General features: G+C 73.4%; 21 protein-coding genes and 1 riboswitch. Of the genes, 11 read left to right on the top strand and 10 right to left on the bottom strand.

The features are described from left to right. Nucleotides 1-260: 260 nt before the first annotated feature. Together ACIQ9G_RS23890 and ACIQ9G_RS23895 are read right to left on the bottom strand one after the other, a co-directional pair. Nucleotides 261-1,700: a trehalose-6-phosphate synthase gene (locus ACIQ9G_RS23890; protein ID WP_403612930.1), complete on the bottom strand. Its 1,440-nt coding sequence runs from the start codon at nucleotides 1,698-1,700 to the stop codon at nucleotides 261-263. Between the two features lie 82 nt (nucleotides 1,701-1,782). Beyond that, a complete protein-coding gene (locus ACIQ9G_RS23895; protein ID WP_403613774.1) occupies nucleotides 1,783-2,727 on the bottom strand; it encodes a glucosyl-3-phosphoglycerate synthase in 945 nt (314 codons plus the stop codon). Between the two features lie 168 nt (nucleotides 2,728-2,895). Next, nucleotides 2,896-3,065: riboswitch (SAM riboswitch) on the top strand. 17 nt (nucleotides 3,066-3,082) lie between these two features. Here ACIQ9G_RS23895 and thrC point away from each other — a divergent pair. The 5 genes from thrC to ACIQ9G_RS23920 all read left to right on the top strand — a co-directional run bounded on the left by thrC (nucleotide 3,083) and on the right by ACIQ9G_RS23920 (nucleotide 8,642). Then, nucleotides 3,083-4,366: a threonine synthase gene (gene thrC, locus ACIQ9G_RS23900; RefSeq protein ID WP_403612933.1), complete on the top strand. Its 1,284-nt coding sequence runs from the start codon at nucleotides 3,083-3,085 to the stop codon at nucleotides 4,364-4,366. Further along, the gene (locus tag ACIQ9G_RS23905; RefSeq protein WP_403612935.1) at nucleotides 4,363-4,638 is read left to right on the top strand and encodes a MoaD/ThiS family protein; all 276 of its coding nucleotides are present in this window, start codon (nucleotides 4,363-4,365) and stop codon (nucleotides 4,636-4,638) included. The genes thrC and ACIQ9G_RS23905 overlap by 4 nt, the downstream gene beginning before the upstream one ends. A 430-nt stretch (nucleotides 4,639-5,068) precedes the next feature. Next, on the top strand, nucleotides 5,069-5,272 hold the full coding sequence (locus ACIQ9G_RS23910; protein WP_004986573.1) for a cold-shock protein: 204 nt from the start codon (nucleotides 5,069-5,071) through the stop codon (nucleotides 5,270-5,272). 410 nt (nucleotides 5,273-5,682) lie between these two features. Beyond that, entirely contained in the window at nucleotides 5,683-7,305 is a 1,623-nt protein-coding gene (gene groL, locus ACIQ9G_RS23915) for a chaperonin GroEL (RefSeq protein WP_356186216.1), read from the top strand. Between the two features lie 209 nt (nucleotides 7,306-7,514). Beyond that, nucleotides 7,515-8,642, top strand: a complete 1,128-nt coding sequence (locus tag ACIQ9G_RS23920; protein WP_403612937.1) for an NADH:flavin oxidoreductase — start codon at nucleotides 7,515-7,517, stop codon at nucleotides 8,640-8,642. Between the two features lie 21 nt (nucleotides 8,643-8,663). Here ACIQ9G_RS23920 and ACIQ9G_RS23925 read toward each other — a convergent pair whose 3' ends face one another. From ACIQ9G_RS23925 to ACIQ9G_RS23935, 3 genes are all read right to left on the bottom strand, one after another. Then, nucleotides 8,664-9,248, bottom strand: a complete 585-nt coding sequence (locus tag ACIQ9G_RS23925) for a hypothetical protein (RefSeq protein ID WP_403612939.1) — start codon at nucleotides 9,246-9,248, stop codon at nucleotides 8,664-8,666. A gap of 149 nt (nucleotides 9,249-9,397) precedes the next feature. After that, a complete protein-coding gene (murQ, locus tag ACIQ9G_RS23930; protein ID WP_403612941.1) occupies nucleotides 9,398-10,333 on the bottom strand; it encodes an N-acetylmuramic acid 6-phosphate etherase in 936 nt (311 codons plus the stop codon). A gap of 166 nt (nucleotides 10,334-10,499) precedes the next feature. Further along, the gene (locus ACIQ9G_RS23935) at nucleotides 10,500-11,441 is read right to left on the bottom strand and encodes a MurR/RpiR family transcriptional regulator (RefSeq protein WP_403612944.1); all 942 of its coding nucleotides are present in this window, start codon (nucleotides 11,439-11,441) and stop codon (nucleotides 10,500-10,502) included. A 56-nt stretch (nucleotides 11,442-11,497) separates the two neighbouring features. On the opposite strand from ACIQ9G_RS23935, the gene ACIQ9G_RS23940 reads away from it, so the two are divergent. Together ACIQ9G_RS23940 and ACIQ9G_RS23945 are read left to right on the top strand one after the other, a co-directional pair. Then, a complete protein-coding gene (locus ACIQ9G_RS23940; RefSeq protein WP_403612947.1) occupies nucleotides 11,498-11,881 on the top strand; it encodes a hypothetical protein in 384 nt (127 codons plus the stop codon). Between the two features lie 58 nt (nucleotides 11,882-11,939). After that, a complete protein-coding gene (locus ACIQ9G_RS23945) occupies nucleotides 11,940-12,218 on the top strand; it encodes a DUF4031 domain-containing protein (protein ID WP_403612950.1) in 279 nt (92 codons plus the stop codon). Here ACIQ9G_RS23945 and ACIQ9G_RS23950 read toward each other — a convergent pair. Then, complete coding sequence (locus ACIQ9G_RS23950; RefSeq protein ID WP_403612952.1) at nucleotides 12,200-13,267, bottom strand: GNAT family N-acetyltransferase; 1,068 nt, start codon at nucleotides 13,265-13,267, stop codon at nucleotides 12,200-12,202. The two genes, ACIQ9G_RS23945 and ACIQ9G_RS23950, sit on opposite strands and share 19 nt — an antisense overlap. 10 nt (nucleotides 13,268-13,277) lie before the next feature. Further along, a complete protein-coding gene (locus ACIQ9G_RS23955; protein ID WP_403612955.1) occupies nucleotides 13,278-13,949 on the bottom strand; it encodes a hypothetical protein in 672 nt (223 codons plus the stop codon). Nucleotides 13,950-14,088: 139 nt separating this feature from the next. Between ACIQ9G_RS23955 and ACIQ9G_RS23960 the strand changes: the two genes are divergently transcribed. Both ACIQ9G_RS23960 and ACIQ9G_RS23965 read left to right on the top strand, forming a co-directional pair. Then, on the top strand, nucleotides 14,089-14,769 hold the full coding sequence (locus tag ACIQ9G_RS23960; protein WP_403612958.1) for a maleylpyruvate isomerase family mycothiol-dependent enzyme: 681 nt from the start codon (nucleotides 14,089-14,091) through the stop codon (nucleotides 14,767-14,769). 87 nt (nucleotides 14,770-14,856) lie between these two features. Further along, nucleotides 14,857-15,549 carry a copper homeostasis protein CutC gene (locus tag ACIQ9G_RS23965; protein WP_403612960.1) on the top strand — a complete coding sequence of 231 codons (693 nt, stop codon included), beginning with the start codon at nucleotides 14,857-14,859 and terminating at the stop codon, nucleotides 15,547-15,549. A gap of 267 nt (nucleotides 15,550-15,816) precedes the next feature. On the opposite strand, the gene ACIQ9G_RS23970 is transcribed toward ACIQ9G_RS23965, so the two are convergent. Continuing rightward, entirely contained in the window at nucleotides 15,817-17,931 is a 2,115-nt protein-coding gene (locus ACIQ9G_RS23970; protein ID WP_403612963.1) for a HelD family protein, read from the bottom strand. Nucleotides 17,932-18,249: 318 nt separating this feature from the next. On the opposite strand from ACIQ9G_RS23970, the gene ACIQ9G_RS23975 reads away from it, so the two are divergent. After that, on the top strand, nucleotides 18,250-18,432 hold the full coding sequence (locus tag ACIQ9G_RS23975) for a hypothetical protein (protein ID WP_403612966.1): 183 nt from the start codon (nucleotides 18,250-18,252) through the stop codon (nucleotides 18,430-18,432). A gap of 60 nt (nucleotides 18,433-18,492) precedes the next feature. Next, on the top strand, nucleotides 18,493-19,647 hold the full coding sequence (locus ACIQ9G_RS23980; RefSeq protein WP_403612968.1) for a glycosyltransferase 87 family protein: 1,155 nt from the start codon (nucleotides 18,493-18,495) through the stop codon (nucleotides 19,645-19,647). Here ACIQ9G_RS23980 and ACIQ9G_RS23985 read toward each other — a convergent pair. After that, nucleotides 19,605-21,248, bottom strand: coding sequence for a DNA repair helicase XPB (locus ACIQ9G_RS23985; protein WP_403612970.1), 1,644 nt, complete (start codon nucleotides 21,246-21,248; stop codon nucleotides 19,605-19,607). The genes ACIQ9G_RS23980 and ACIQ9G_RS23985 overlap by 43 nt on opposite strands. A gap of 68 nt (nucleotides 21,249-21,316) precedes the next feature. Further along, complete coding sequence (locus tag ACIQ9G_RS23990; protein ID WP_403612973.1) at nucleotides 21,317-23,881, bottom strand: helicase-associated domain-containing protein; 2,565 nt, start codon at nucleotides 23,879-23,881, stop codon at nucleotides 21,317-21,319. Nucleotides 23,882-24,008 lie beyond the last annotated feature (127 nt).

A 24,008-nucleotide genomic window follows, 5' to 3' on the forward strand; every position in this document is an offset into this window, starting at 1 on the left:
GGCGGGGCCGGCCCGGTCATCCCACCGACCGGGTCGGCCGTACAGCCCCGGTGGCTGTCCAGCCCGGGCGGGCCGTTCAGCCCCGGTGGCCGTTCAGCCGGGGCGGGCCGTACAGCCCCGGTGGCTGTCCGGCCTGGGGCGGCTGTTCAGCCGCGGTGGCTGTTCGGCCCTGAGCGGGCGTGCAGCCCGGTCGGCCGTTCAGGCACGGCGGTCGGCCACCGCGGTCGTTCAGCCCGGGCGGCCCACCCCCCGCCCCGGGTTCAGTCCGGTCGGCCGTTCAGCTCGGTCAGCTGGTCCAGGAACCACTGGGCGGGCGGCAGCGCGGTGGCCGCCGCAGCCAGCCGCTTGGAGCGCTCCGCCCGCTCGTGCGCCGGCATGGTCAGGGCCTCGTGCAGCGCCTGGGCCGTGCCGGTCACGTCGTAGGGGTTGACGACGACCGCGTCCTCGCCGAGCTCCGCGTACGCCCCCGCCTCCCGGGAGAGCACCAGCGCGCACCCGGCGTCCGAGACCACGGGCACCTCCTTGGCGACCAGGTTCATGCCGTCCCGGATGGGGTTCACCAGGGCCACGTCGGCGAGCCGGTACGCGGCGAGCGAGCGCGCGAAGTCGTCCCGGACGTGCAGCACGACCGGGGTCCAGCCGGGCGTGCCGAACCGGTCGTTGATCTCCTGGGCCACCCGCTGGACCTCGGCGGTGTAGTCCCGGTAGACGGCGAGGTCCTGCCGCGAGGGGTAGGCGAAGGCGAGGTGCGTCACGCGCTCCCGCCACTCGGGGCGGTCCTCCAGCAGCTGCTCGTAGGCCAGCAGCCCCCGCACGATGTTCTTCGACAGTTCGGTGCGGTCCACGCGCACGACGGTGCGGCGCGGGGTCCCGTCGGGAGCCGTGCCGATCTCCTCGCGCAGTGCCGCCATCCGCTCGTCGACGTCGGCGCGGTGCGCCCGCTCCCGCAGGAACTCGGCGTCCGCGCCGAGACCGTGCACCCCGACCCGGGTGCCGCCGAGCCCGTCGACGAGCGCCTCGCAGCAGCCGGTGAACGCGTCCGCCCACCGCCGGGTGAGGAAGCCGAGGCGGTCCGCGCCCAGCATCCCGCGCAGCACCTGCTCGGCGATGTCGTCGGGCAGCATCCGGAAGTAGTCCACCGGCGCCCACGGCGTGTGCGAGAAATGGCCGATCCGCACGTCCGGCCGGAAGTCGCGCAGCATCCCCGGGACGAGCGTCAGGTGGTAGTCCTGCACCACCACGGCCGCCCCCTCGGCGGCCTCCTCCGCCAGCGCCTCGGCGAAGGCCAGGTTGTACGCCTCGTAGGACGCCCACCGCCGGCGGAACTCCGCGTCGAAGACCGGCTCCAGCGGCGTCTGGTAGAGCATGTGGTGGACGAACCACAGCACCGAGTTGGCGATGCCGTTGTAGGCGTCCGCGAAGACCGCCGCGTCGATGTCGAGCATCCGGACCTGCTGCCCGCCGGTCGCGTCGGACGGCAATCGGCGGCCTCCCTCGAAGCGGCGGGCCGCCTCCCGGTCGGCGTCGCCGAGCGCGGCGCACACCCACACCGCGCCCGCCTCCGGCCCGATCGCCGACAACCCGGACACCAGCCCTCCGCCTCCGCGTCGGGCCTGCAGCGAACCGTCCTCGCGCAGCTCGTACGAAACCGGGCCGCGATTGGACGCGACCAGCACCTCGGCACCGTGCGTAGAAGCCATACGCCTCAACCTAGCCCGGCCCTCAAACGCTCAAACGTACGGTTCCGCTTGGTGGGTGGCCGTATACGGCCGGGCCGATGTTTCACGCCACCTTCCGGGCGGCGTACTCCGCGATCTCGACCATCGGCGGCCGCTCCTCGGTGTCCACCGAGTACGTCCGCGGCTCGAAGCCCTCCTCGCCCCGCTCGAACTGGGTGAGGGCGGGCCGGATCAGATGGCCGCGGGCCAGCCGGAGCTGGGCGGTGCGGTAGATCGCGGCGGCCATCCGGCCGAGTGCCTGCCCGTCCTGGTGCCGGTGCTTGCGCACGCCGACGTCCACCTGGGCGAGCGCGTCCAGGCCGACCAGGTGCAGCGCGTCGACCAGCATCCCCAGCTCGACCCCGTAGCCGACCGGGAAGGGCAGCTGTTCGAGCAGCGAGCGGCGGGCCGCGTACTCGCCGCCGAGCGGCTGCACGAAGCCGGCCAGCTGCGGCCAGTGCATGTTGAGCAGCGGGCGCGCCATCAGCTCGGTGACCCGGCCGCCCTGCCCGGCGGCGCCGCCGAGCGGACGGTCGTACATCGCCTTCACCAGGTCGACGTCCGGGTCGGTGAGCAGCGGGCCGACGATCCCGGTGACGAAGTCGGAGGAGAACTCCCTCAGGTCGGCGTCGACGAAGCAGACGATGTCCCCCTCGGTGGCGAGCAGCGAGCGCCACAGCACCTCGCCCTTGCCCGGGACGGCCGGGATGCGCGGCAGGATGTCGTCCCGGTGGACGACCCGGGCGCCCGCGGCGGCGGCCACCTCGGAGGTGCGGTCGGTGGAGCCCGAGTCGACGACGACGATCTCGTCGACGAGCGGGGCCTGCCGCATCAGGTCGTGACGGATCACGGCGACGATCTCGCCGACCGTCTCCTCCTCGTTCAGCGCGGGCAGCACGACGCTGACCGACGAGCCGCTCGCGCGCTTGGCGGCCAGGATCCGGTGCAGCGGGCGATCGGTCACGGACCAGGAGCGTGTCCTCAGCCAGCCCTCGACTTCTTCCAGCACGGTCGGCGGCTCCTCACTGATTCGGATCACGGAACGGATCACACGGGTCCTGTGCTCCGTCTCGCGGTTCGGACGACTATCTCAACTGTCCTGGCCTTCGGTTACAGTCTTGAACAACGCGGATGACCATCGCATGTCGGGGGTCGCCGCCGCTCAACAACCGCATACCGCTCATCCAGAGGGGCAGAGGGACACGGCCCGATGAAGCCCCGGCAACCCTCCAGCCGGTTCTCGTATCCATCGCTGTGCGCGCACGGTCGATCGTCACCGCGAGGCTCCCGGCTAGGGAAGGTGCCAAATCCGTCTCACGGCGAGATGCGTCGTGAGGAAGATGAGGAGAAAGGGCCTCGCCTCCATGGCTGTGCAGACTGTTGCAAGCAGCACCGACTCCACCGTCGACCTGGGTCCCGCCGCGTCCTTGAGCTGCCGTGAGTGCGGCCACCGGGTGCCGCTCGGCCCGGTCTTCGCCTGCGAGGAGTGTTTCGGCCCGCTGGAGATCGCCTACGACTTCTCGGCGTACGACACCGAGGAGCTGCGCAAGCGGATCGAGGCGGGCCCCGCGAACATCTGGCGCTACGCGCCGCTGCTGCCCGTCCCCGCCGACGTGGCGACCAAGCCGAACCTGAACCCGGGCTGGACCAAGCTGGTGCAGGCCGACAACCTGGCCCGCGAGCTCGGCGTGACCGGCGGGCTGTACGTGAAGGACGACTCCGGCAACCCGACGCACTCCTTCAAGGACCGGGTCGTCGCCCAGGCCCTGGAGGCCGCCCGTGCCTTCGGCTTCACCACCCTGTCCTGCTCCTCCACCGGCAACCTGGCCGGCGCCGTCGGCGCCGCGGCCGCCCGGGCCGGCCTCCGCTCCTGCGTGTTCATCCCGCACGACCTGGAGCAGGGCAAGATCGTCATGGCCGCGGTCTACGGCGGCGAGCTCGTCGGCATCGAGGGCAACTACGACGACGTGAACCGTTTCTGCTCCGAGCTGATCGGCGACCCGGCCGGCGAGGGCTGGGGCTTCGTCAACGTCAACCTGCGGCCGTACTACGCCGAGGGCTCCAAGACGCTGGCGTACGAGATCTGCGAGCAGCTCGGCTGGCGGCTGCCGGACCAGATCGTGGTCCCGATCGCCTCCGGCTCGCAGCTCACGAAGATCGACAAGGGCCTTCAGGAGCTGATCAGGCTCGGTCTGGTCGAGGACCGGCCGTACAAGATCTTCGGCGCCCAGGCCCAGGGCTGCTCCCCGGTGTCGACCGCCTACAAGGCGGGCCACGACGTGGTCCGCCCGCAGAAGCCGGACACCATCGCCAAGTCCCTCGCCATCGGCAACCCGGCGGACGGCCCGTACGTCCTGGACATCGCGCGCCGCACCGGCGGTGCCGTGGAGGACGTGACCGACGAGCAGGTGGTGGACGCCATCAAGCTGCTCGCCCGGACCGAGGGCATCTTCGCGGAGACGGCGGGCGGTGTGACGGTGGGCGTCACGCGCAAGCTGATCGAGAACGGTGTGCTGGACCCGGCGAAGACCACCGTCGTCCTGAACACCGGTGACGGCCTGAAGACCCTGGACGCGGTGGCGGGCACCGGCCTCACCGCGACCATCCGCCCGAACCTGGACTCCTTCCGAGAGGCTGGCCTCGCATGAGCGTGACCGTTCGCATCCCCACCATCCTGCGCACCTACACCGGCGGCCGGGCCGAGGTGAGCGCCGACGGCGCGACCCTCGGCGAGGTCATCGCCGACCTGGAGAAGAACCACACCGGCATCGCCACGCGCGTCCTGGACGACCAGGGCAGGCTGCGCCGCTTCGTCAACGTCTACGTCAACGACGACGACGTCCGGTTCGAGCAGGGCCTGGAGACGGCCACCCCCGAGGGCGCGGGCGTGTCCATCATTCCGGCGGTCGCCGGCGGCTGATCATTACCTTCGGTAACCGTCGTCACCGAGAGTTCATGGAATTGCCCCCTCCGTAAGAGAAGCGGAGGGGGCAATTCAGCGTGATTGAGCGCGGTACAGTTGGGGAACGCGTCGCTGATCCGAAGATCGGTGGCCCTGGAAACCCGCCGCACGGGCGACAAGAAGTAGCCAAACTGTGCGGGTCTTTTGCGTCATACGCTCCCTTTGCCCGGCCCGACTTGACCTGAATTCAGGCGAATTCTCGGGAGATTCCGGATCGGTCGTGCCCAGATTTCTCGTCCGACTGACCTGTTGCAGACGGCAGTTGGACAGATACATTCAGCCGCGGTCGACGCGTTCCGGCGCACGCCCCCAATCCATGGGGGCGGAGGTCTGACCCGGATCCGCGAAGTGTGGATCTGTGCAAGGGCCAGTAATAGGGGAGTTAGGCATGGCTCAGGGCACCGTCAAGTGGTTCAACGCGGAGAAGGGGTACGGCTTCATCGCGGTCGACGGTGGTGCGGACGTCTTCGTCCACTACAGCGCGATCCAGATGGACGGCTACCGCACGCTGGAAGAGGGCCAGCGGGTCGAGTTCGAGATCTCGCAGGGCCAGAAGGGTCCGCAGGCCGACATGGTCCGCGTCACGGCCTGAATCGCGCGACCACCGCAAGCGACATTCTTCTGATCGAAGGGCCCGCGCCCCGAGGTGCACACCTCGTGGGGTGCGGGCCCTTCGGCGTGCCCGCCCTCCGCCTCGGGGCGGGCGGCTCGCGCCTGTTCGCGCGCGGCCGAGTCGCCCTCCGCCCCGCCTGAGTCGCTTGCGCACACCCGTCGCCCGGCCGTCACCCCTCAACGAGCCCGCTTCGCGGGCGCTTGCACTCTCGGGTGCCGAGTGCTAATCATTGGCGTTAGCACTCTGAAGGTGAGAGTGACAGCGAAGGACCGGGTCGGTGAGGCCCGCAGGCCGGGTGGGGCAAGGAACCACAAGGCCGGCGAGCCGTCCGTCGCGGGCGCGGGCGCGGTCCGAAGGAATCACCCCCAGTCCTGGAGGGACCACTTCACATGGCCAAGATCATCGCGTTCGACGAGGAGGCGCGGCGAGGCCTCGAGCGCGGCATGAACCAGCTCGCGGACGCCGTCAAGGTGACCCTCGGCCCCAAGGGCCGCAACGTCGTCCTCGAGAAGAAGTGGGGTGCCCCCACGATCACCAACGACGGTGTCTCCATCGCCAAGGAGATCGAGCTCGAGGACCCGTACGAGAAGATCGGCGCCGAGCTGGTCAAGGAAGTCGCCAAGAAGACGGACGACGTCGCCGGTGACGGTACGACCACCGCGACCGTTCTCGCCCAGGCCCTGGTCAAGGAAGGCCTGCGCAACGTCGCCGCCGGCGCCAACCCGATGGCGCTGAAGCGCGGTATCGAGAAGGCCGTCGAGGCCGTCTCCGCCGCCCTGCTCGACCAGGCCAAGGAGGTCGAGACCAAGGAGCAGATCGCCTCCACCGCCTCCATCTCCGCCGCCGACACCCAGATCGGCGAGCTCATCGCCGAGGCCATGGACAAGGTCGGCAAGGAAGGCGTCATCACCGTCGAGGAGTCGCAGACCTTCGGTCTGGAGCTCGAGCTCACCGAGGGCATGCGCTTCGACAAGGGCTACATCTCCGCCTACTTCGCCACCGACATGGAGCGTATGGAGGCGGCGCTCGAGGACCCCTACATCCTCATCGCCAACTCCAAGATCTCCTCGGTCAAGGACCTGCTCCCGCTCCTCGAGAAGGTCATGCAGTCGGGCAAGCCGCTGCTGATCATCGCCGAGGACGTCGAGGGCGAGGCCCTGTCGACCCTGGTCGTCAACAAGATCCGCGGCACCTTCAAGTCCGTCGCCGTCAAGGCCCCGGGCTTCGGTGACCGCCGCAAGGCCATGCTCGGCGACATCGCCATCCTCACGGGCGGCGAGGTCATCTCCGAGGAGGTCGGCCTCAAGCTGGAGAACGCGTCCCTGGACCTCCTGGGCCGCGCTCGCAAGGTCGTCATCACCAAGGACGAGACCACGATCGTCGACGGCGCCGGCTCCCCGGAGCAGGTGCAGGGCCGCGTGAACCAGATCCGCGCCGAGATCGAGAACAGCGACTCCGACTACGACCGCGAGAAGCTGCAGGAGCGCCTGGCGAAGCTGGCCGGCGGCGTCGCGGTCATCAAGGCCGGTGCCGCCACCGAGGTCGAGCTCAAGGAGCGCAAGCACCGCATCGAGGACGCCGTCCGCAACGCGAAGGCGGCCGTCGAGGAGGGCATCGTCGCCGGTGGTGGCGTGGCCCTGCTGCAGGCCTCCCAGGTCTTCGAGAAGCTGGAGCTCCAGGGTGACGAGGCGACCGGCGCCAACGCCGTGAAGCTCGCCCTGGAGGCCCCGCTGAAGCAGATCGCCGTCAACGGTGGTCTCGAGGGCGGCGTCGTCGTGGAGAAGGTCCGCAACCTGACCGTCGGCCACGGCCTGAACGCCGCGACCGGCGAGTACGTCGACATGATCGCCGAGGGCATCATCGACCCGGCGAAGGTGACCCGTTCCGCGCTGCAGAACGCCGCCTCCATCGCCGCGCTGTTCCTCACCACCGAGGCCGTCATCGCCGACAAGCCGGAGAAGGCCGCCGCGCCGGCCGGCGGCGGCATGCCGGGCGGTGACATGGACTTCTGATCCTTCCGAGGATCGGTACCGTCCTTCACGTACCGAGGGCGGCGTCCCCTGTTCCGACAGGGGGCGCCGCCCTCGGGCGTGTTCCGGGTCACAGGTGTGCCGGGCCGGAATGCCGTGCCGGGGCGGCGGGGTTGACGTTGGTGCGTGCACTTCATGCGCGTGCACATACCGTCTGGTACCCGACTGCTCTGCAAGAGGAGACCCCCCGCATGACCGTCACCGCCTCCGAGTCCGCCTCCCGCGCGGCCAGGATCCTCTCCCGCCCCGTCACGCTGAACGGCCTGACCGTCCCCAACCGGATCGTCATGGCGCCGATGACCCGGATGTTCTCGCCCGGCGGCGTCCCCGGCGAGGACGTGCTGTCGTACTACGCCCGCCGCGCCGCCGCGGGCGTCGGCCTGATCGTCACCGAGGGCACGTACGTGGGGCACGACTCGGCCGGCGGCAGCGGCCGCGTGCCCCGGTTCCACGGCGAGGAGCAGCTGGCCGGGTGGGCGAAGGTCGCCGAGGCGGTGCACCAGGCGGGCGGCACCATCGTGCCGCAGCTGTGGCACATCGGCACGGTCCGCAAGCAGGGCCAGAACCCCCACCCGGACGCCCCCTCCCACGGCCCCTCCGGGCTGCGCGTGAACGGCACCGAGGACGCCACGCCCATGACCCAGGCCGACATCGACGCCGTCATCGGCGCCTTCGCCCAGGCCGCGGCCGACGCCGAGCGCATCGGCTTCGACGGCGTGGAGCTGCACGGCGCCCACGGCTATCTGCTCGACCAGTTCCTGTGGGCGGGCACCAACCGCCGCACCGACGCCTACGGCGGCGACCCCGTGGCCCGTACGCAGTTCGCCGCGGAGATCGTCGCGGCGGTGCGCGAGCGTGTGTCGCCCGAGTTCCCCGTCCTCTTCCGCTACTCGCAGTGGAAGCAGGAGGCGTACGACGCGCGCCTGGCCGAGACCCCGGAGGAGCTGGAGGCGATCCTCACCCCGCTCGCCGCGGCCGGCGTGGACGTCTTCCACGCCTCCACCCGCCGTTACTGGCTCCCGGAGTTCGAGGGCTCGGACCTCAACCTGGCGGGCTGGACGAAGAAGCTGACGGGCAAGCAGGTCGTCTCCGTCGGCTCGGTCGGCCTCGACGGCGACTTCATCAAGGCGTTCCAGGGCGAGGGCGCGGCCGTGGGCAGCCTGGACAACCTGCTGGACCGTATGGAGAACGACGAGTTCGACCTGGTGGCCGTGGGCCGCGCGCTGCTCCAGGACCCCGAGTGGGCGGCGAAGGTCCTCGCCGGCCGCCTCGACGAGCTGAAGCCCTACGACGCCGCGGCGCTGAAGACGCTGAGCTGACGCGCGGCGCCCGGACAGGTCCTACGCATTCCCCATCGGCTCGATGTCCACCCGTACCGGGGTGCCCCACATCCGCACCACCTCGTAGTCGGTGAACTCGTGCACGAGCCGGTAGGCCATGGCGGCGCGCGGGGCGCGGCGCTGGGCGTTGACGAACGCCTCGGCCTCCCGCCGGTCCCGGCGCGGCGTCCCGCACAACTGCCACTCCCGCCCGTTCCACAGCTCCGGCAGCCACCGCTGCTGGGGCTGCGGACGGTCGCCGCGGACGCCGTAGCGGGAGGGGGTGCGCTCCACGGGCTCGGCGGCGGGACGCTCGTACGCCGGATAGGCCCCGTCCACCTGCGACCGGCGGGCGGCCCGCCGCCGGGTCTCGCAGAGCAGGCACAGATCCGGGGCGCCCTCGTCCACCGGACCGTTCGGGTGCTCGGGACACCGGGTCGTGGGGGCGGCGCCGCTGACGCTCTCCTCCAGCAGATCGAGCGCGCGCCGCACGTCCGCCCTGATCTCGTGCAGCTTGGCATCGGCCGTGTCGGCACCGAGCGCCTCCCCGTGCTCCCCGAGCAGACGGAGAGCACGGCCGAGGGCGGTGAGCTGGGCGTGGTTCATGGAGCCAGTGTGCGCAATCCGGGTGCCGGTGGGCCACAGAGGTGGCTTCGCGGCAGCTGACCCGGGGCGTCGGTCCGTTGCCCCGGGCGTGGGCCCCTTGCCTTGGGCGTGGTCCCCCCGCTCCGGGCCTCGCCCCTGTCCGGGGCCCCTCAGCCCCGTGTCGCCTCCAGGGCCGCGCGCAGGTGGCCGTCGGAGTCGCGCAGGAGGCGGGCGGCCGTGGGGGCGTCGACTCCGGTCAGGAGGGTCAGGATCGCGTTCTTCACCTCGCCGTCGGTGGCGGCCAGGGCGAGTTCGATCTCGTCGTCCGGCGCGCCCGTGGCGAGGGCGACGATGCGGCGGGAGCGGGCCCGCAGCTTCTCGTTGGAGGCCCGTACGTCGACCATCAGGTTTCCGTAGGTCTTGCCCAGGCGGATCATCGTGATCGTCGAGAGCATGTTCAGGACGAGTTTCTGGGCGGTGCCCGCCTTCAGCCGGGTGGAGCCGGTGAGCAGTTCCGGGCCGACGACGATCTCGATGCCGTGCTCGGCGGCCGTCGCCAGCGCGCTGTCCGCGTTGCAGGCCAGGCCGATCGTCAGCGCGCCCCGCGCCCGGGCGTGCTCGACCGCGCCGATGGCGTACGGGGTGCGTCCTGAGGCCGAGATGCCGACCACCGCGTCGTCGGGGGTGAGGCCGAGCGCGTCGAGGGCCTCGACCGCCAGGACCCGGGAGTCCTCGGCGCCCTCGACCGAGGTCACCATGGCCTCGGGGCCGCCCGCGATCAGGCCGGTGACCCGTGCGGGGTCCGTGTTGAAGGTGGGCGGGCACTCGGAGGCGTCCAGGACGCCGAGGCGGCCCGCGGTGCCGGCGCCGGCGTAGATCAGCCGGCCGCCCCGCGCCATCCGCTCGGCCACCGCGTCGATGGCGGCGGCGATCTGCGGCAGCCGCTCGGCCACGGCCGCGGGCACGGTCGCGTCCTCGGCGTTCATCAGCCGGGCGATCTCCTGCGTGGGCAGCCGGTCGATCTCTGACAGCTCGGGACGGAACGCCTCGGTCGTCAGCGCCTCCAACTCGGCGCGCAGCTCACGGTAGTGGGGCGTGGAGGTCATGGGAGCGGCTCTCTCCAGTGCTTTCGGTGCGGGTGGTGCGACGCCGTCGGGGCGCAGGACGGCAGAACGGCAGGGCGGCACGTCGCGGGCGGTCTCCCGGAGGGCGGATGCGGACGGTCCCCGGGCGGTCGCCCCCTCGGCCCCACGACGGCCGGTCCCGGCAGGTCTACCGCGACGAGTTGCGGTGCCGGTGGGCCAGTGCCTCGTAGGAGGCGGCGAGCGCCGGTGCGGCCGTCTCGTACGTCCGCTGCGCCACGCCCACGAACAGGCAGTCCACGACGAGCAGTTGGCTGGTCCGGGACGACATCGCCGCCGGGCGCAGCTCGCTCTCGCGGGCCGTCGAGGTGGTCAGGACGTGGTCGGCGTACTGGGCGACGGACGCGTCGGGCCGTCCGGTGACGGCGATCGTGGTGGCGCCGTGATCGAAGGCGACGCGCAGCGGTTCGATGACGTCGCCGGTCGAGCCCGAGTGGGTGATCGCGATCGCCACGTCCCCCGCGCGCAGTTGCACGGCGTTGGTGACGGCGAGGTGCGGGTCGCTGTGCGCGTGGGCTATCAGCCCTATGCGCAGCAGTTTCTGGGTGAGGTCCTGGGCGACCAGGCCGGAGGCGCCGATGCCGTACACATCGGTGCGGCGGGCGGCGGCCAGCGCGGTGACGGCCGCGCCGAGCTGCACGGTGTCGAGCCCGGCGGCGGTGTCGGCGAGGGTCTGCTGCTCGTCGTAGGCGAGCTTGGCGACGACGTCGGCGATCGGGTCGTCCACCGCGATGTCCGTGGTGATCGCGGGCGCGCGGCCGGACTGCTGCTGGGCGGCGAGCCCGGCGAGGGCCAGGCGCAGGTCGCGGTAGCCGGGGTAGCCGAGCAGGCGTGCGGTGCGCACGACGGTGGCCTCGCTGGTGCCGGTGAGCTCGGCGAGGCCGGTGACCGTGAGGGCCGCGCAGCCGGCCGGGTCGCTCGCCACGGCCTCGGCGACGCGCTGCATGGAGCGGGTCATCGAGGGGGCGAGGGTGCGGACCTTGGCCGCGAGCGCGGCGGGCGCGGGGGGAGCGGGGAGTGCGCCGCCCGGGACGCTGCCGCTTGCGAAAGTTTCCTTCACGTGCTGGGTCACATGGTGAAAGATATTTTCGTTTCGGGGGTGCGGTCAAGAGTGCGCACAATGGAGGCATGGACCCCATCAGCCCCTTGGAGCAGGCCCTGCACGCCGCCCGCGCCCTCGTCCTCGCCGATCTGGTCGCGGGGGAGGTGGCCGAGGCGGACGTGGTCTCGCTGGTGGAGGAGTCCGTGGTGCAGCGCCGCTGGTGGGTGGAGCAGTGGCCGGACGGCGCGGCGTACGTGGCCGGGCTGGTCGCGCAGGACGTCCAGGACGCGCTGCTGGAGCGGTACGGCCGCTGGCCGCTGTGCCCGGTGTGCGGCTCCGGCGACCCGCACGCGCTGGACGTCGAACCGGAGCTGGGTCCCGACCCGCACTGGGTGTGCGCCCAGGCGGGCGTGAAGGTCGCTCCGGTCGGGGCCCTCGGGCGGGCGATCGGCGGGGGGCCGTCGTCGTGAGGGCGGCCGACCCGGCGGTGGCGCGGCGGGGAGCGCCCGGGCGCCCGGCGGTCGCCCCGTGACCGTCTACATCGATCCGCCGACCTGGCCCGGCCACGGCCGGATGTGGTCCCACCTCGTCAGCGACGTCTCCTACGACGAACTCCACCGCTTCGCCGAGCGCCTGGGCGTCCCGCGCCGCGCCTTCGAACGCGACCACTACGACCTCCCGTCCCACCGCTACGCGGACGCGGTCGCCGCCGGAGCGGTCGAGGTCGGCAGCCGCGAAGTGGTGAGGCTGCTGCACGCGTCCGGGCTCCGCCGCCCCAAGGGCCGTGCTCAGCCGCGCAGTTCGTAGGCGAGAAGTTCCCCGTCCGTGCCCACCCGGGTGAACCCGGCGCGTCCGAGGACCCGTTGCGAGGGCAGGTTGTCCGGCTCGACGGTGGCGAACAGCGTCCGGACCTCGTCCCGGGCCCGCGCCCACGCCGTCAGGGCCCGCAGCGCCTCGGTGGCGTGGCCGTTGCCGCGGGCGGTCACGGCGAGGTCGTAGCCGATCTCGGCCCGCCCCTCCTCGTCGGGAGGTCCGTGGAAGCCCATCCCGCCGACCGCGCGGCCGTCCTCCCGCCGCACCAGCACGAACATCCCCCACTCGGGCCGGTGCAGCCCCGCCTCGTACGCCTTCGCCACCATCCCGGCGGCCTCCCGGGTGCCCTGGCACGGGCCGCCCTCCACCCACGGGAAACCGCCGTCCCCGCCGGCGCTCAGATCGCGGGCGGCGGCCGGGGTGACGCCCTCCAGGGTGAGCCGCCCGGCGGGAATCGCGAGCGGGTTGGTCCACTTCCACCCGGTGACCGGGGCACGGCCGGGCAGTTCCCCGCGGCCGGTGGCCCACAGCAGGGTCGGCCAGGGGGCGGCGCACGGCTGGACGTGCGGGAAGAGGCGGGTGAGCAGGTCCTCGCACAGCTCGGCGGGCGGCTCGTAGGGCAGGCGCAGTCCCTGGGCGATGTCGTGCGTGTGCAGCAGTACCTCGGCCACGCCCATCGCGGCGAAGCCCTCGCGGTCGGCGCTGCGGAAGGGGTACGGGTGGAAGGCCCGCACCTGACGCGGGGTGGTGCGGACGGCGGCGGCGAGCAGGGTGCCGGTGGCCTCGATCACGTCCAGGACGCCCGCGTTGCCGGTGCCCTCGTCGAGGGTGATGTCGAAGGGGACGTACGCGGACTGCGCACGCCCGGCCAACTGCCCGGCGTAGGCGATCAGATCGCTCGCGATGTGCTCGGCGGTCCGCCGGCAGCTCCACTCCAGCCGCCCGGCCGCTACACCGTCCCAGTCCCGGTCCGTCGCCGTCCGCAGCAGCGCCACGGCGCCCGCGACGGCCGCCTCCACCTGTTCCCCGCCCCATGCACGCATGGGGCGCAGCCTAGGCATACGGGCGGTCCGGGAGCGAGAGCATTTCCAGCTCGCCGCGGAGGTTGTACCGGGCCGTCGGCTCCCACGCCCGCCGCCCGTGCGGGGTCCTGAACAGGCTCGGCAGGGCGAGGAGTTCGCGCAGGATCGCGGAGCGGCCGGCGCGGAAGGCGTCGCCGGGCACGAAGTGGTACTCCTCGCGCACGGCGGCGGTGTAGGCGGCGTACGCGGACGGCGGCGCGGCGAGGATCGCCAGGTCGGCGTCGCACAGGACCTGGCCGTTCGGGTCGTCCTCGGCCGGGTCGTGGGTGACGGTCAGCCGGACCAGCCGGGCGGCCTCGCCGGTCCTCTCCGCCGGGACGCCGGCCTCGGCCAGCGCGCGTTCGGCGAGGCGGGCCGAGCGCTCCTCGTTCTCGGACCGCTCCGGGAGGTACACCGCGTCGTGGAACCAGGCCGCGAGCCGGACCACGTCCGGATCGTCCGCGTGCGCCTCCAGTACGTCGATGTGGTCGAGGACCGCGGTGAGGTGCGTGAGCGTGTGGTAGTGCCGCTGCGGCTCCCGCCAGCGGGCCAGCAGGTTGTCGGCGTACGGCACCGGGTCGGGTCCGCCGCCGGGGCCGCGGGCGTTCTCCAGGGCGCGGGTGAAACGGTCGCGCAGGGCGTCGAGGTCGGCGTGATCGGCCATGCGTCCCATTCTCCCGTGCGGTCCTCTCCCGTGCGGTCCTCTCCCGAGTGGTCCTCTCCCGAGTGGTCCCCTCCCGTGCGGCCCATTTCCGGGCGGTCCTCTCCCGTGCGGGTTGACGACAGGACCTAGCGTGGACGGTATGACTTCTGTCGACGCGCACGACGTACGGGACCCCGAGCTGCCCGGGCGGCTGCTCACGACCGAGCGGGATGTGCTGATCCCGCTGCTGCGGGCCAGGCCGGAGGCGGACTTCGCGCTGCCGACCGCGGCCTGTCCGGGCTGGACGGTGCGGGACGTGCTCGCGCACTGTTCCGCCGCGCTGCTCAGGGCGGTGGAGGGCCGGCTGGGCCGGGGCGTGTTCTCGCCCGAGAGCAACGACCGGGACATCGCCGAGCGGGCCGACTGGACCAACGCGATGGTCGTGGACGAGCTGGAGCGCGGGATGACCGAGGCCGGGCCGGTGATCGCCGCGGCCGGCGGGGTGCTGGACACGCTGGCGCTGGGCGAGTGGGTGCACTCGGGTGACGTGCGCGAGACGCTCGGCGAGCCGGGGGCGTACGCCGGCCCCGGACAGCCGCACGCGCTCGTGCTCCTGGCCCGGGCCACCCGCGAGAAGGGCCATCTGCCGCTGCACGCCGACCTCGACGACCGGGACGAGCCGCTGCGCTTCGGCGACCTGAGCGGGGAGCGGCCCCCGGCGCGTTACATCGGCGGCTCCGCCACGCTGGTACGGCTCTACGCGGGCCGCCCGGTGCCGGACGGCGGCGCCGGATACGAACTCGCCGGCGCGGAGAAGGGGGAACTGAACATCTTCGGGTGACCGGTCCTCGGCTCCCGGACCCCGCGGGCGTACCCTGAGATTGGACTAGACCTGTCCGCTCCAGGGGAAGCCGAGGAAAGGGGTCCTATGAGCACGCGTGCAGTCCTGGAGGTGATCGCCCTCGACGCCGAGGACGCGGTCGCCGCCCAGGCCGGGGGCGCGGACCGCCTCGAACTGGTCACCGACATGGCGGCCGACGGGCTCACCCCGTCGGCCGCGACGTTCGCCGGGATCCGTGCCGCCGTCGACATCCCGCTGCGGGTGATGCTGCGGCTCGCGGACGGGTTCGCCGCGGACGACGTGGAGCGGCTGGCGGGGATCACCGGGGAGCTGCGGGCCGCGGGCGCCGAGGAGTTCGTGCTCGGGTTCCTCGACGCGGACGGCGGGGTGGACCTGGCGGCCGTGGAGCGGCTGGTCGCCGTACTGGAGGGGTGCCGGTGGACCTTCCACCGGGCCATCGACCGGGCCGCCGACCGCGAGGCGCTGCGCAAGCGGCTGGAGGGTCTGCCCGGCCTGGACACCTATCTGACCGCCGGCGCGGCGGGCGGGGTGGACGACGGGCTCCCGGTTCTGGTCGCGGAGGCGGCCCGGAGCGGGCAGCCCGGGTACGAGCAGCGGATCATGGTCGGGGGCGGACTGCGCCTCGAACACGTCCCGCCGCTGCGGGCCGCCGGCATCGACGCCTTCCACATCGGCGGCGCGGCCCGCCCCGACGGCTGGACCGGCCCGGTCGGCGCCGACGCGGTGGCGCGGTGGCGCGCGGTCCTCGACGCGGGATGAGCGCCGGTCGCGGGACGGCCGCCGGGCCGGAGTCGCCCGCCGGTCGCGGGACGACCGCCGGTCACGGGACCAGCGGCGGTCGCGGGTCGAGCGCCGGTCGCGGGTCGGCCGCCGGGCTGGAGTCGCCCGCCGGTCACGGGACGCCCGCCGGTTCACGGTCGAGCGACGGTCGCGGGACGCCCGCCGGGCGCGGGACGGCGCGGGACGGCCGCCGGGCCGGAGCCGCCCGCCGGGCAGGCGCTTACCGCCAGGTGCGGGCCAGGTACCTCAGACCGTCGCCGGGAGGACCGCAATCGCACCGCCGGCCTCGGCCAGCTGCTCGGGCAGCGGGGCCGCGTGGGTCACGATCAGGCCCGACACCGCTCGGGTCAGGGAGACGTAGAGGCGGCGCAGGCCGGTGCGTTCGTCGGGTTCGCCGTCGACCACGGCGCCCGGTTCGTCCAGCACCACGTAGTCGTACTCCAGGCCCTTGGCCAGGGAGGCCGGGACCAGGGTCAGCCGGGTCCGCCGGGTCGTCTCCTCGCCGGGGGAGAGGTGGGTCAGGCCCGCCGCGGTGAGCGCCTCGGCCAGGGCGGGGACGCGGGCATCGGCGGCGATCAGGCCCGTCGAGCCCTCGTTGCGCAGCAACTCCTCGCAGGCGGCGACCACTTCGGCGTCCGCGGTGACCGGGCGGACCTCGAAGAAGCCCGGGTTCTCCCGCACCGACGCGACCGGCGTCAGGCCCGGGGCGATGTGCGGGAGCAGCCGGGAGGCGTAGGTGATGACGTCCGTCGGCACGCGGAACCCCGCCGTCAGCTCCTCGATCAGGCCGTCGGACTTGCCGAGGTGGGCCAGGGCCTCCTCCCAGGTCCGGGTCGCCCACGGCGTGGTGCCCTGCGCCAGGTCGCCGAGGACGGTCGCGGAACCGGTCGTGCAGCGCCGCCCGACCGCCCGGTACTGCATGGGGGAGAGGTCCTGCGCCTCGTCCAGCACCACGTGCCCCAGCGAGTGCGTGCGCTCCACCAGGTCGGCCGCCTCGTCGACCAGCACCGCGTCCGCGGCCGACCACCGGGCGGACTTCACCGACCGCACGGGCTTCGCCCACAGGATCGTCTTGCGCTCCTCCTCGGTGAGGATCCCCGCCGCGTGCTCGGCGAGGAAGTCCGCGTCCGTCAGCAGCCGCAGGACGAGCCTGGCCGGATCGACCGGCGGCCAGATCGTCTTCACGGCGGCCTTCACCGCCGCGTTGCGGGCCACGGCGTCCTGCACCCGGTCGTCGGGGGCCTCGCCCGCGCGCTCCATCTGCACCAGCACGGCGTGCGCGACGCGCTGCGGCAGGGCCTCGCGGGCCGCACCGTAGCGGATCCCGCGGTCCAGCAACTCGCGCACGATGTCCTGGAGTTCGTACGCCGGGACACGCCAGCGGCGTGAGCCGCGCACCACGACGACCGGCTCGTCCGGCAGGGCCACCTGCGCGTACACGGCCCGCCGCAGCACCTCGGCCATCCGGGCGTCGCCCTTGACGAGCGCCGCCGCCGCCTCGTCCGCGCCGCGTACCTCCACATGGGCCACCAGGTCGTCCACCGTGGCCTGGCGCACCGTCAATTCGCCCAGCGCGGGCAGCACTTGCTCGATGTAGTGCAGGAAGGACCGGTTCGGCCCGATGACCAGGGTGCCGGTGCGGGCGAGCCGCTCCCGGTGGGCGTACAGGAGGTAGGCGACCCGGTGCAGGCCGACCGCGGTCTTCCCGGTGCCGGGGCCGCCCTGCACGCAGACGGTGCCGGACAGGCCGCCGCGCACGATCTCGTCCTGCTCGGGCTGGATGGTGGCGACGATGTCGCGCATCGGGCCCACGCGGGGGCGCTCGATCTCCTGCTGGAGCAGTTTGCTGGTGCCGGCCGTCTCCGCCGGGTCGGAAAGGTGCTCGTCCTCGTACGCCGTGAGGTCGCCGCCCGTGTAGCCGAAGCGGCGGCGCAGCCCGACGTCCATCGGGTCCTTCCTGGACGCCCGGTAGAACGGCTGCGAGACCGGCGCGCGCCAGTCGATCACCATCGGGTCGCCGCCCGCGTCGTGCACATGCCGGCGCCCGATGTAGAACCGCTCCCCTTCCGCGCCCTCGGCCCGGTCCGCGCCCGGCGGGCGCAGGTAGTCGAGGCGGCCGAAGAACAGCGGGGTGTCGCTGAGGTCGGCCAGCGCCTTGATGCGGTCGTCGATCTGCCGGGCGAGGACGGCGGCGTTGACCCAGTTCGCGGTGACGTCGCGGATGTCGAGCGACTCGACGTCCTCGCGCATCGCCCGCAACGCGCCGCGGGACGCGGTCAGATGGGATCTTTCACGGGCCAGCGGGTCGTCGGCGGAGCCGGGTGGGACATCGGGGCCGGCGGGCGGGGACGAGGACGACAAGGGGGTGCCTCCGGTGGACCTGCGGGACGGGCGGCTGCGGTGAGGGCCGACCGGTTTCCGTCCGGACGGCGGCGCTCCGTGTGGGGAGGCGGGCAAGAGCGGAGATTCTAGGACGCCCCGGGTGGCGGAGGCCAATGAATTGTGCGGCCTTCCACCCTCCGGGGAAGCCGGCCGTGGTGAGGCGCCCCCTACGGGAAGCCGCCCGGGGGCGTCCGCCCTCCGGAGGGGTGCGATCCCTCCGGAGGGGTACACGGCGGGCGAAGGGGCCGGCACCGCGGACCGATGCCGGCCCAGTGCCCCGAGTTCCACCATTGAGCCATGAGCGCAGCGACCCTTCACCCCGCTTCCTCCGGACGCCCGGCCGGCGCCACCGCCGTCCTGGGCGACCACCACCACCGTCTGGGCGACGCCCTGCGGGCCGTCAAGGTCTTCGCGGGCGCCGCGTTCGACGTGGTCGTCCTGGGCGAATACGGCGAGGAGGCGGGCGTCCGCCGCAAGTGACCAACTAGGGTCGGGTCCGTGGAAGATCGGACGACGGTGGCCCTGCGGTCACGTGCGGGAATGTCCCTTGTCCTCCTCGCCGTCTCCCTCGTCGCGCTGGCAGTGCTGTTCGCCGTACTGCGCGTGCCGATGCCCGACGCGGTGGTCTACCGGGCCGAGGGCCGTGCCGTCGTCCACGGCGGCGATCTGTACGGACTGAGAGTCACCGAGGGGCAACTGTCGGCCACCTACCCGCCGTTCGCCGCGGTGCTGTTCGTGCCGCTGGCCTGGCTGCCGGTGCCGGTCCTGAAGGCCGCGTTCCTGGTGGGCAACACGTTCCTGCTCGTCTGGCTGGTGCACCTCTCCGCCCGGCTGGCGGGCCGCCCGGCCGGCCTGCCCCTGCTGTGCACCGCCACCGCCCTCGCCCTCTGGCTCGAACCGGTCTTCCAGACCTTCATCTACGGCCAGGTCAACCTGGCCGTCGCCTGCCTGGTCCTGTGGGACCTCACCCGGCCGCCCGGCGCCCGCGCCCGGGGCGTCGCGCTCGGCATCGCCGCCGGGATCAAACTCACCCCGGGCATCTTCCTGGTGTACCTGCTCCTGCGGGGGCGCGGACGCGAGGCGGCCGGGGGCGCGGCCGCGTTCGCCGCGACCGTCGCCGTGGGCGGCCTCGTCGTGCCCACCGCCACCTGGGACTTCTTCACCCGCCACCTGTACGAGACCGGCCGCGTGGGCAAGCCGTGGATCATCGCCAACCAGTCCCTCCAGGGCCTGGTCGCCCGCGCGCTGCGGGAGCAGGCACCCGGCCTGGCCTGGGTGCTGCCCTCGCTCGCGGTGGCCGCGGCCGGTCTGTGGCTGGCGCGCCGGGCGCCCGACGAGCGGTGGGGCGTCCTGCTGACGGCGTTCACCGCGCTGCTGGTCTCACCGATCAGCTGGTCCCACCACTGGGTGTGGTGCGTCCCGCTGATCGCCGTCCTGCTGGCGGAGGGCCGGCACGGCTGGGCGGCACTCACCACGGTCCTCTTCACGGCCCGCACGATGTGGCTGATCCCCCGCGAGGGCGACCTTGACCTGCGCATCCCGTGGTGGCAGGAACCGTTCGCCTCGCCCTACGCGCTGCTCGGGCTGGCCCTGCTCGCGGCGGCGGCGCTCCGCCTGCCCCCGTTCCGGCCGGGCGGAACGGGGAGCGGCGATCAGCCCTCGGACAGGATCTCGTCCGCGTCGACGATCCGGTAGGCGTAGCCCTGCTCGGCCAGGAACCGCTGCCGGTGGGCGGCGAAGTCCTGGTCGATGGTGTCGCGGGCCACCACCGAGTAGAAGTGCGCCTGGTGGCCGTCCGCCTTGGGCCGCAGGACCCGGCCGAGGCGCTGGGCCTCCTCCTGGCGCGAGCCGAACGTGCCCGACACCTGGACGGCGACCGTCGCCTCCGGCAGGTCGATCGAGAAGTTCGCCACCTTGGAGACCACCAGCACGCTGATCTCGCCCTCCCGGAAGGCGTCGAAGAGCTTCTCGCGCTGCGCGTTGGACGTCTCGCCCTTGATCACGGGCGCGTTCAAGTGCTCGCCCAGCTCGTCGAGTTGGTCGATGTACTGGCCGATGACCAGGATCTGCTGCCCGGCGAAGCGGCGCACGATCGCCTCCGTGACCCGCCGCTTGGTGGCCGTCGTCGCGCAGAAGCGGTACTTCTCCTCGGTCTCGGCGGTGGCGTACGCCAGCCGCTCGGAGTCCGTCAGGTTCACCCGGACCTCGACGCAGTCCGCGGGCGCGATGTAGCCCTGCGCCTCGATCTCCTTCCACGGCGCGTCGAACCGCTTCGGCCCGATCAGCGAGAACACGTCCGACTCGCGGCCGTCCTCCCGCACCAGCGTCGCGGTCAGGCCCAGCCGCCGCCGCGCCTGAAGGTCCGCGGTGAACTTGAAGACCGGCGCGGGCAGCAGGTGCACCTCGTCGTAGACGATCAGCCCCCAGTCGCGGGAGTCGAACAGCTCCAGGTGCGGGTAGACGCCCTTTCGCCGGGTCGTCAGCACCTGGTAGGTGGCGATGGTGACCGGGCGGATCTCCTTCCTCGTGCCGCTGTACTCGCCGATCTCGTCCTCGGTCAGCGACGTCCGCCGCACCAGCTCGTGCTTCCACTGCCGGGCGGAGACGGTGTTCGTGACGAGGATCAGGGTGGTCGATTTCGCCTGCGCCATCGAGCCCGCGCCGACCAGCGTCTTGCCCGCGCCGCAGGGCAGCACGACCACGCCGCTGCCGCCGTGCCAGAAGTTCTCCACCGCCTGCTTCTGGTACGGCCTGAGCGTCCAGCCGTCCTCGCGCAGCTCGATCGGGTGCGCCTCGCCGTCCACGTACCCGGCGAGGTCCTCGGCGGGCCAGCCCAGCTTCAGCAGCGTCTGCTTGATCTGCCCGCGCTCGGAGGGGTGCACGGCCACCGTGTCGGGATCGATGCGGGCGCCGACCAGCGGGGCGATCCGCTTGGACTTCAGCACCTCCTCCAGCACCGGCCGGTCGGTGGTGGTCAGCACCAGCCCGTGCGCCGGGTGCTTGCTGAGCGTCAGCCGCCCGTAGCGGTCCATCGTCTCGGCGATGTCGACGAGCAGCGCGTGCGGCACCGGGTAGCGGCTGTACTCCACGAGCGCGTCCACGACCTGCTCGGCGTCGTGCCCGGCCGCGCGGGCGTTCCACAGGCCGAGCGGGGTCACCCGGTAGGTGTGGATGTGCTCGGGCGCACGCTCCAGCTCGGCGAACGGGGCGATGGCCCGGCGGCAGTCGTCGGCCCGCTCGTGGTCGACTTCCAGGAGCAGGGTCTTGTCGGACTGGACGATCAGCGGACCATTCACGCGCGGCACCCTTTCGCTACGGCCTTCATGGTGCGGCCAAACGTCCAGTGTGCCCTACCGGCGGGCGATCACGGCTGGTCGTCCGCCAGCTCGGCCACGCCCGTGACGCGGTGCAGCGGGTAGGTGCGGACCTCGTCGGCGGTGTGGTCGTACGCCGTCACGAAGCCGCCCTCGACCCGGATCGGCGCGATGACCCGCTGGCTGGCGGCGCCCTCCGCGTTGACGTACCCGATCCACAGGGCCTCCCCGGTGAGCACGGCGGCCTGCATGGTGGCGAGGGTCTCCGCGGAGCTGGTGCGCGGCAGCTCCCCGTCGGCCGGTGCCGCCGCGGACGCGGACGGCTTGCGCGGGGCGGTGGAGGCCAGGTCGCCCGCCCGGATCGCGCGGATCGCGGCGGACAGCAGGGTGGCGTCCGGGGCCGGCGGCCCCTCCGGGACCGGCTCGGGCGCCGCGCGCGGCCCGGTGCGGTGCGCGTCGGCGCGGGTGATCAGGACGTCGCCCTCGGCGGACTCGGCGGCCGGGGCGTAGCCCATCGCCCGCAGGCCCTCCAGCAGCGTCGCCGGGTCGGCCTGCGCCGCGAGCACGGTCGGCGCGAGACGGCGCAGGCGCAGACCGGCGGAGCGGCGGTCGGCGAGGATCTCGTTCAGCAGCGCGTCGTCGTCGCAGCGGACGTACGCCGAGGCCGCGCCGACCCGCAGATGGCCGTGGCGGCGGGCCACGTCGTCGATCAGGTACGCCAGCGGCTGCGGGACCGGCGTACGGGAGTGCTCGGCGAGGAAGGCGTGCAGGTCGGCCGCCGTCCGGCCGGCGTCCAGGGCCCGCCGTACCGAGGCCGGGGTGAACCGGTACACGGTCGCCCCGCCCTTCGACTCCACGTCCGCCAGCACGCCCAGCAGCCCGGCCAGCGGCCGCCGTAGCGGTCCGGGAGCCACCGCGGTGAGGTCCGCCTGGAGCAGTACGTGGTCCAGCGGCTCGGGCAGCAGCGGGGCGAGCACCCGGGCGGCCGCCGCGCCCGCCGCGGCCCGCTCGGCGGGGGAGAGGGGTTCCGGTGCGGCCGTCTCGGGGCCGCCGGCCGGCCGGTGGTGCCGGTGGACGGGAAGCTTGTCGCCCGGGCCCGCCGGCTCGGGCTCCTCGGCCGGCGCAGGCGCGGGCGGCAGCCCCAGCAGCGCCCGCCCGTGCGCGGACAGCGCGCCCCGCCCGGTGACCCCGAGCAGCTCCGCCTCCGACAGCGTCCACCGCGCCAGCCGGCCGCGCAGGTCGTCCTCCCGCTGGGGCCCGCGCAGGGGGCGCTCCCAGCGCAGCCGGGCCAGCAGGGACTCGGCGGACGGAGCCGCGCCCTGAGGCAGCCCCGCCAGCAGGATCAGCACCCGGTGCCGCACCTCAGGGGCCGCCGACCGGTCCAGCCCCGGGCCCAGCGCCGACAGCGCGCGTTCCTTGGCGTCCCGGCCGCCGACCAGCCCCGGCGTCCGCGTCGCCGCCAGCCACGCCTGCGCGAGCTGCGCCCAGCGGTCGGCGGCGGGCCGCTCCAGCCAGTCGTCGTACTCCGGGGTCGCCGCGTACCGCTCGTCCGCGTCCCCGTCGGAGGCCAGCAGACCGGCCGCGTAGGCGAGTTCCACCCAGAAGGCGGCGACCGGTTCGCTCACGTCGAGGGCGACGGCGGTGCGCTTGAGGTCGCGCACGCTCAGGCCGCCGGCGCGCAGTACGTTCGGCCCGCCCTCGTCCCAGTCCTTGAGCAGTTCCTCCACGGTCGCCAGGGCGGTGTACGCCTGCCCGGCCGCCGTGCTGTCCACCATCTGTGGACGGTGCGCCGCGACCGCCTCGACCGGCGGCGGCACCGGCTCGGGCGAGCGGTGGGCGCGGCCCGCGCGCAGATGCAGGGCCGCCTCGCGGGGCAGCACGACCGTGCCGGGCGCCGTCGGCAGCAGCAGCCCGCGGTCCAGCAGCCAGCGCAGCCGGGCTGCCGGGTCGGCGGTGACCTGCCCGTACGGCGGTCCCCACACCAGGCGGTCGAGTACGTCGAGGGAGTCGGCCGGCGCCGCGTCGAGCAGCGCGGCCATCCGCCTGCGGTCCGTGAACAGGCCGGTGAGCGCGGCCACCGCGGAGACGGAGTCGTGGGTGGAGGTGAGCCCGGCCGTGGTCACGATCTCCTGGATCCGGCCCGGGGACATGCCCGCCGTCGCCTCCCGCACCGTCGGGCCGAGCCCGGTCGGGGACGGGTGCTGCGCCGACGGGGCGAGCAGTTCCCGGGCCGTGCGCACCAGCCGCAGCCGGTCGTCGCCGCCCCAGACGAGGGCCTGCTCGCGCAGGGTGGCGAGGGCGTGCGGCAGCGCCGCCGCGACGGCCGGGTCACCGGCGTCCCCGGCCAGCAGACCGAGCAGTTCGTCGTACGTCGCCGGGTCGCCGGCCACGGCCAGGGCCTCCGCCGTCTGAAGGGCGAAGCGGTTCAGCCGCTCCAGGGCGCGGACCACCGAGGCGCGGGTCCCCGCGCGGGTGGCCAGCTGCGTGAGGTCCGTCGGGACCGGGGTGATGAGGTCGGGCCGGCTGCGCAGGAGGGCGGCCAGGGAGGCGTCGTCGCGCGCGCGGAGCGCCTCGGCGAGCGAGCGCGGCGCCGGCGGTTTCTCATCGCTGCTCATCCGGTCCACGTTAGCGGGTGGTTGCCTCCGGCGGATGGGGTGACGGGGGTGCGGGTGGGTGGGGGTGCGCGTCCCTGGGGCTGTGCCCCAGACCCCCTTCGGCCTTGACGGCCTCGTCCTCAAGCGC

This window comes from Streptomyces sp. NPDC096152 (assembly GCF_044763235.1).
Lineage (GTDB): Bacteria > Actinomycetota > Actinomycetes > Streptomycetales > Streptomycetaceae > Streptomyces.

What these genes read in the sequence shown, in the direction of transcription:
- ACIQ9G_RS23890 (WP_403612930.1), bottom strand. Translation starts at nt 1,700, where the DNA reads ATGGCTTCTACGCACGGTGCCGAGGTGCTGGTCGCGTCCAATCGCGGC.
- thrC (WP_403612933.1), top strand. Translation starts at nt 3,083, where the DNA reads ATGGCTGTGCAGACTGTTGCAAGCAGCACCGACTCCACCGTCGACCTG.
- ACIQ9G_RS23905 (WP_403612935.1), top strand. Translation starts at nt 4,363, where the DNA reads ATGAGCGTGACCGTTCGCATCCCCACCATCCTGCGCACCTACACCGGC.
- ACIQ9G_RS23910 (WP_004986573.1), top strand. Translation starts at nt 5,069, where the DNA reads ATGGCTCAGGGCACCGTCAAGTGGTTCAACGCGGAGAAGGGGTACGGC.
- groL (WP_356186216.1), top strand. Translation starts at nt 5,683, where the DNA reads ATGGCCAAGATCATCGCGTTCGACGAGGAGGCGCGGCGAGGCCTCGAG.
- ACIQ9G_RS23920 (WP_403612937.1), top strand. Translation starts at nt 7,515, where the DNA reads ATGACCGTCACCGCCTCCGAGTCCGCCTCCCGCGCGGCCAGGATCCTC.
- ACIQ9G_RS23925 (WP_403612939.1), bottom strand. Translation starts at nt 9,248, where the DNA reads ATGAACCACGCCCAGCTCACCGCCCTCGGCCGTGCTCTCCGTCTGCTC.
- murQ (WP_403612941.1), bottom strand. Translation starts at nt 10,333, where the DNA reads ATGACCTCCACGCCCCACTACCGTGAGCTGCGCGCCGAGTTGGAGGCG.
- ACIQ9G_RS23940 (WP_403612947.1), top strand. Translation starts at nt 11,498, where the DNA reads ATGGACCCCATCAGCCCCTTGGAGCAGGCCCTGCACGCCGCCCGCGCC.
- ACIQ9G_RS23950 (WP_403612952.1), bottom strand. Translation starts at nt 13,267, where the DNA reads ATGCGTGCATGGGGCGGGGAACAGGTGGAGGCGGCCGTCGCGGGCGCC.
- ACIQ9G_RS23955 (WP_403612955.1), bottom strand. Translation starts at nt 13,949, where the DNA reads ATGGCCGATCACGCCGACCTCGACGCCCTGCGCGACCGTTTCACCCGC.
- ACIQ9G_RS23960 (WP_403612958.1), top strand. Translation starts at nt 14,089, where the DNA reads ATGACTTCTGTCGACGCGCACGACGTACGGGACCCCGAGCTGCCCGGG.
- ACIQ9G_RS23965 (WP_403612960.1), top strand. Translation starts at nt 14,857, where the DNA reads ATGAGCACGCGTGCAGTCCTGGAGGTGATCGCCCTCGACGCCGAGGAC.
- ACIQ9G_RS23975 (WP_403612966.1), top strand. Translation starts at nt 18,250, where the DNA reads ATGAGCGCAGCGACCCTTCACCCCGCTTCCTCCGGACGCCCGGCCGGC.
- ACIQ9G_RS23980 (WP_403612968.1), top strand. Translation starts at nt 18,493, where the DNA reads ATGTCCCTTGTCCTCCTCGCCGTCTCCCTCGTCGCGCTGGCAGTGCTG.
- ACIQ9G_RS23990 (WP_403612973.1), bottom strand. Translation starts at nt 23,881, where the DNA reads ATGAGCAGCGATGAGAAACCGCCGGCGCCGCGCTCGCTCGCCGAGGCG.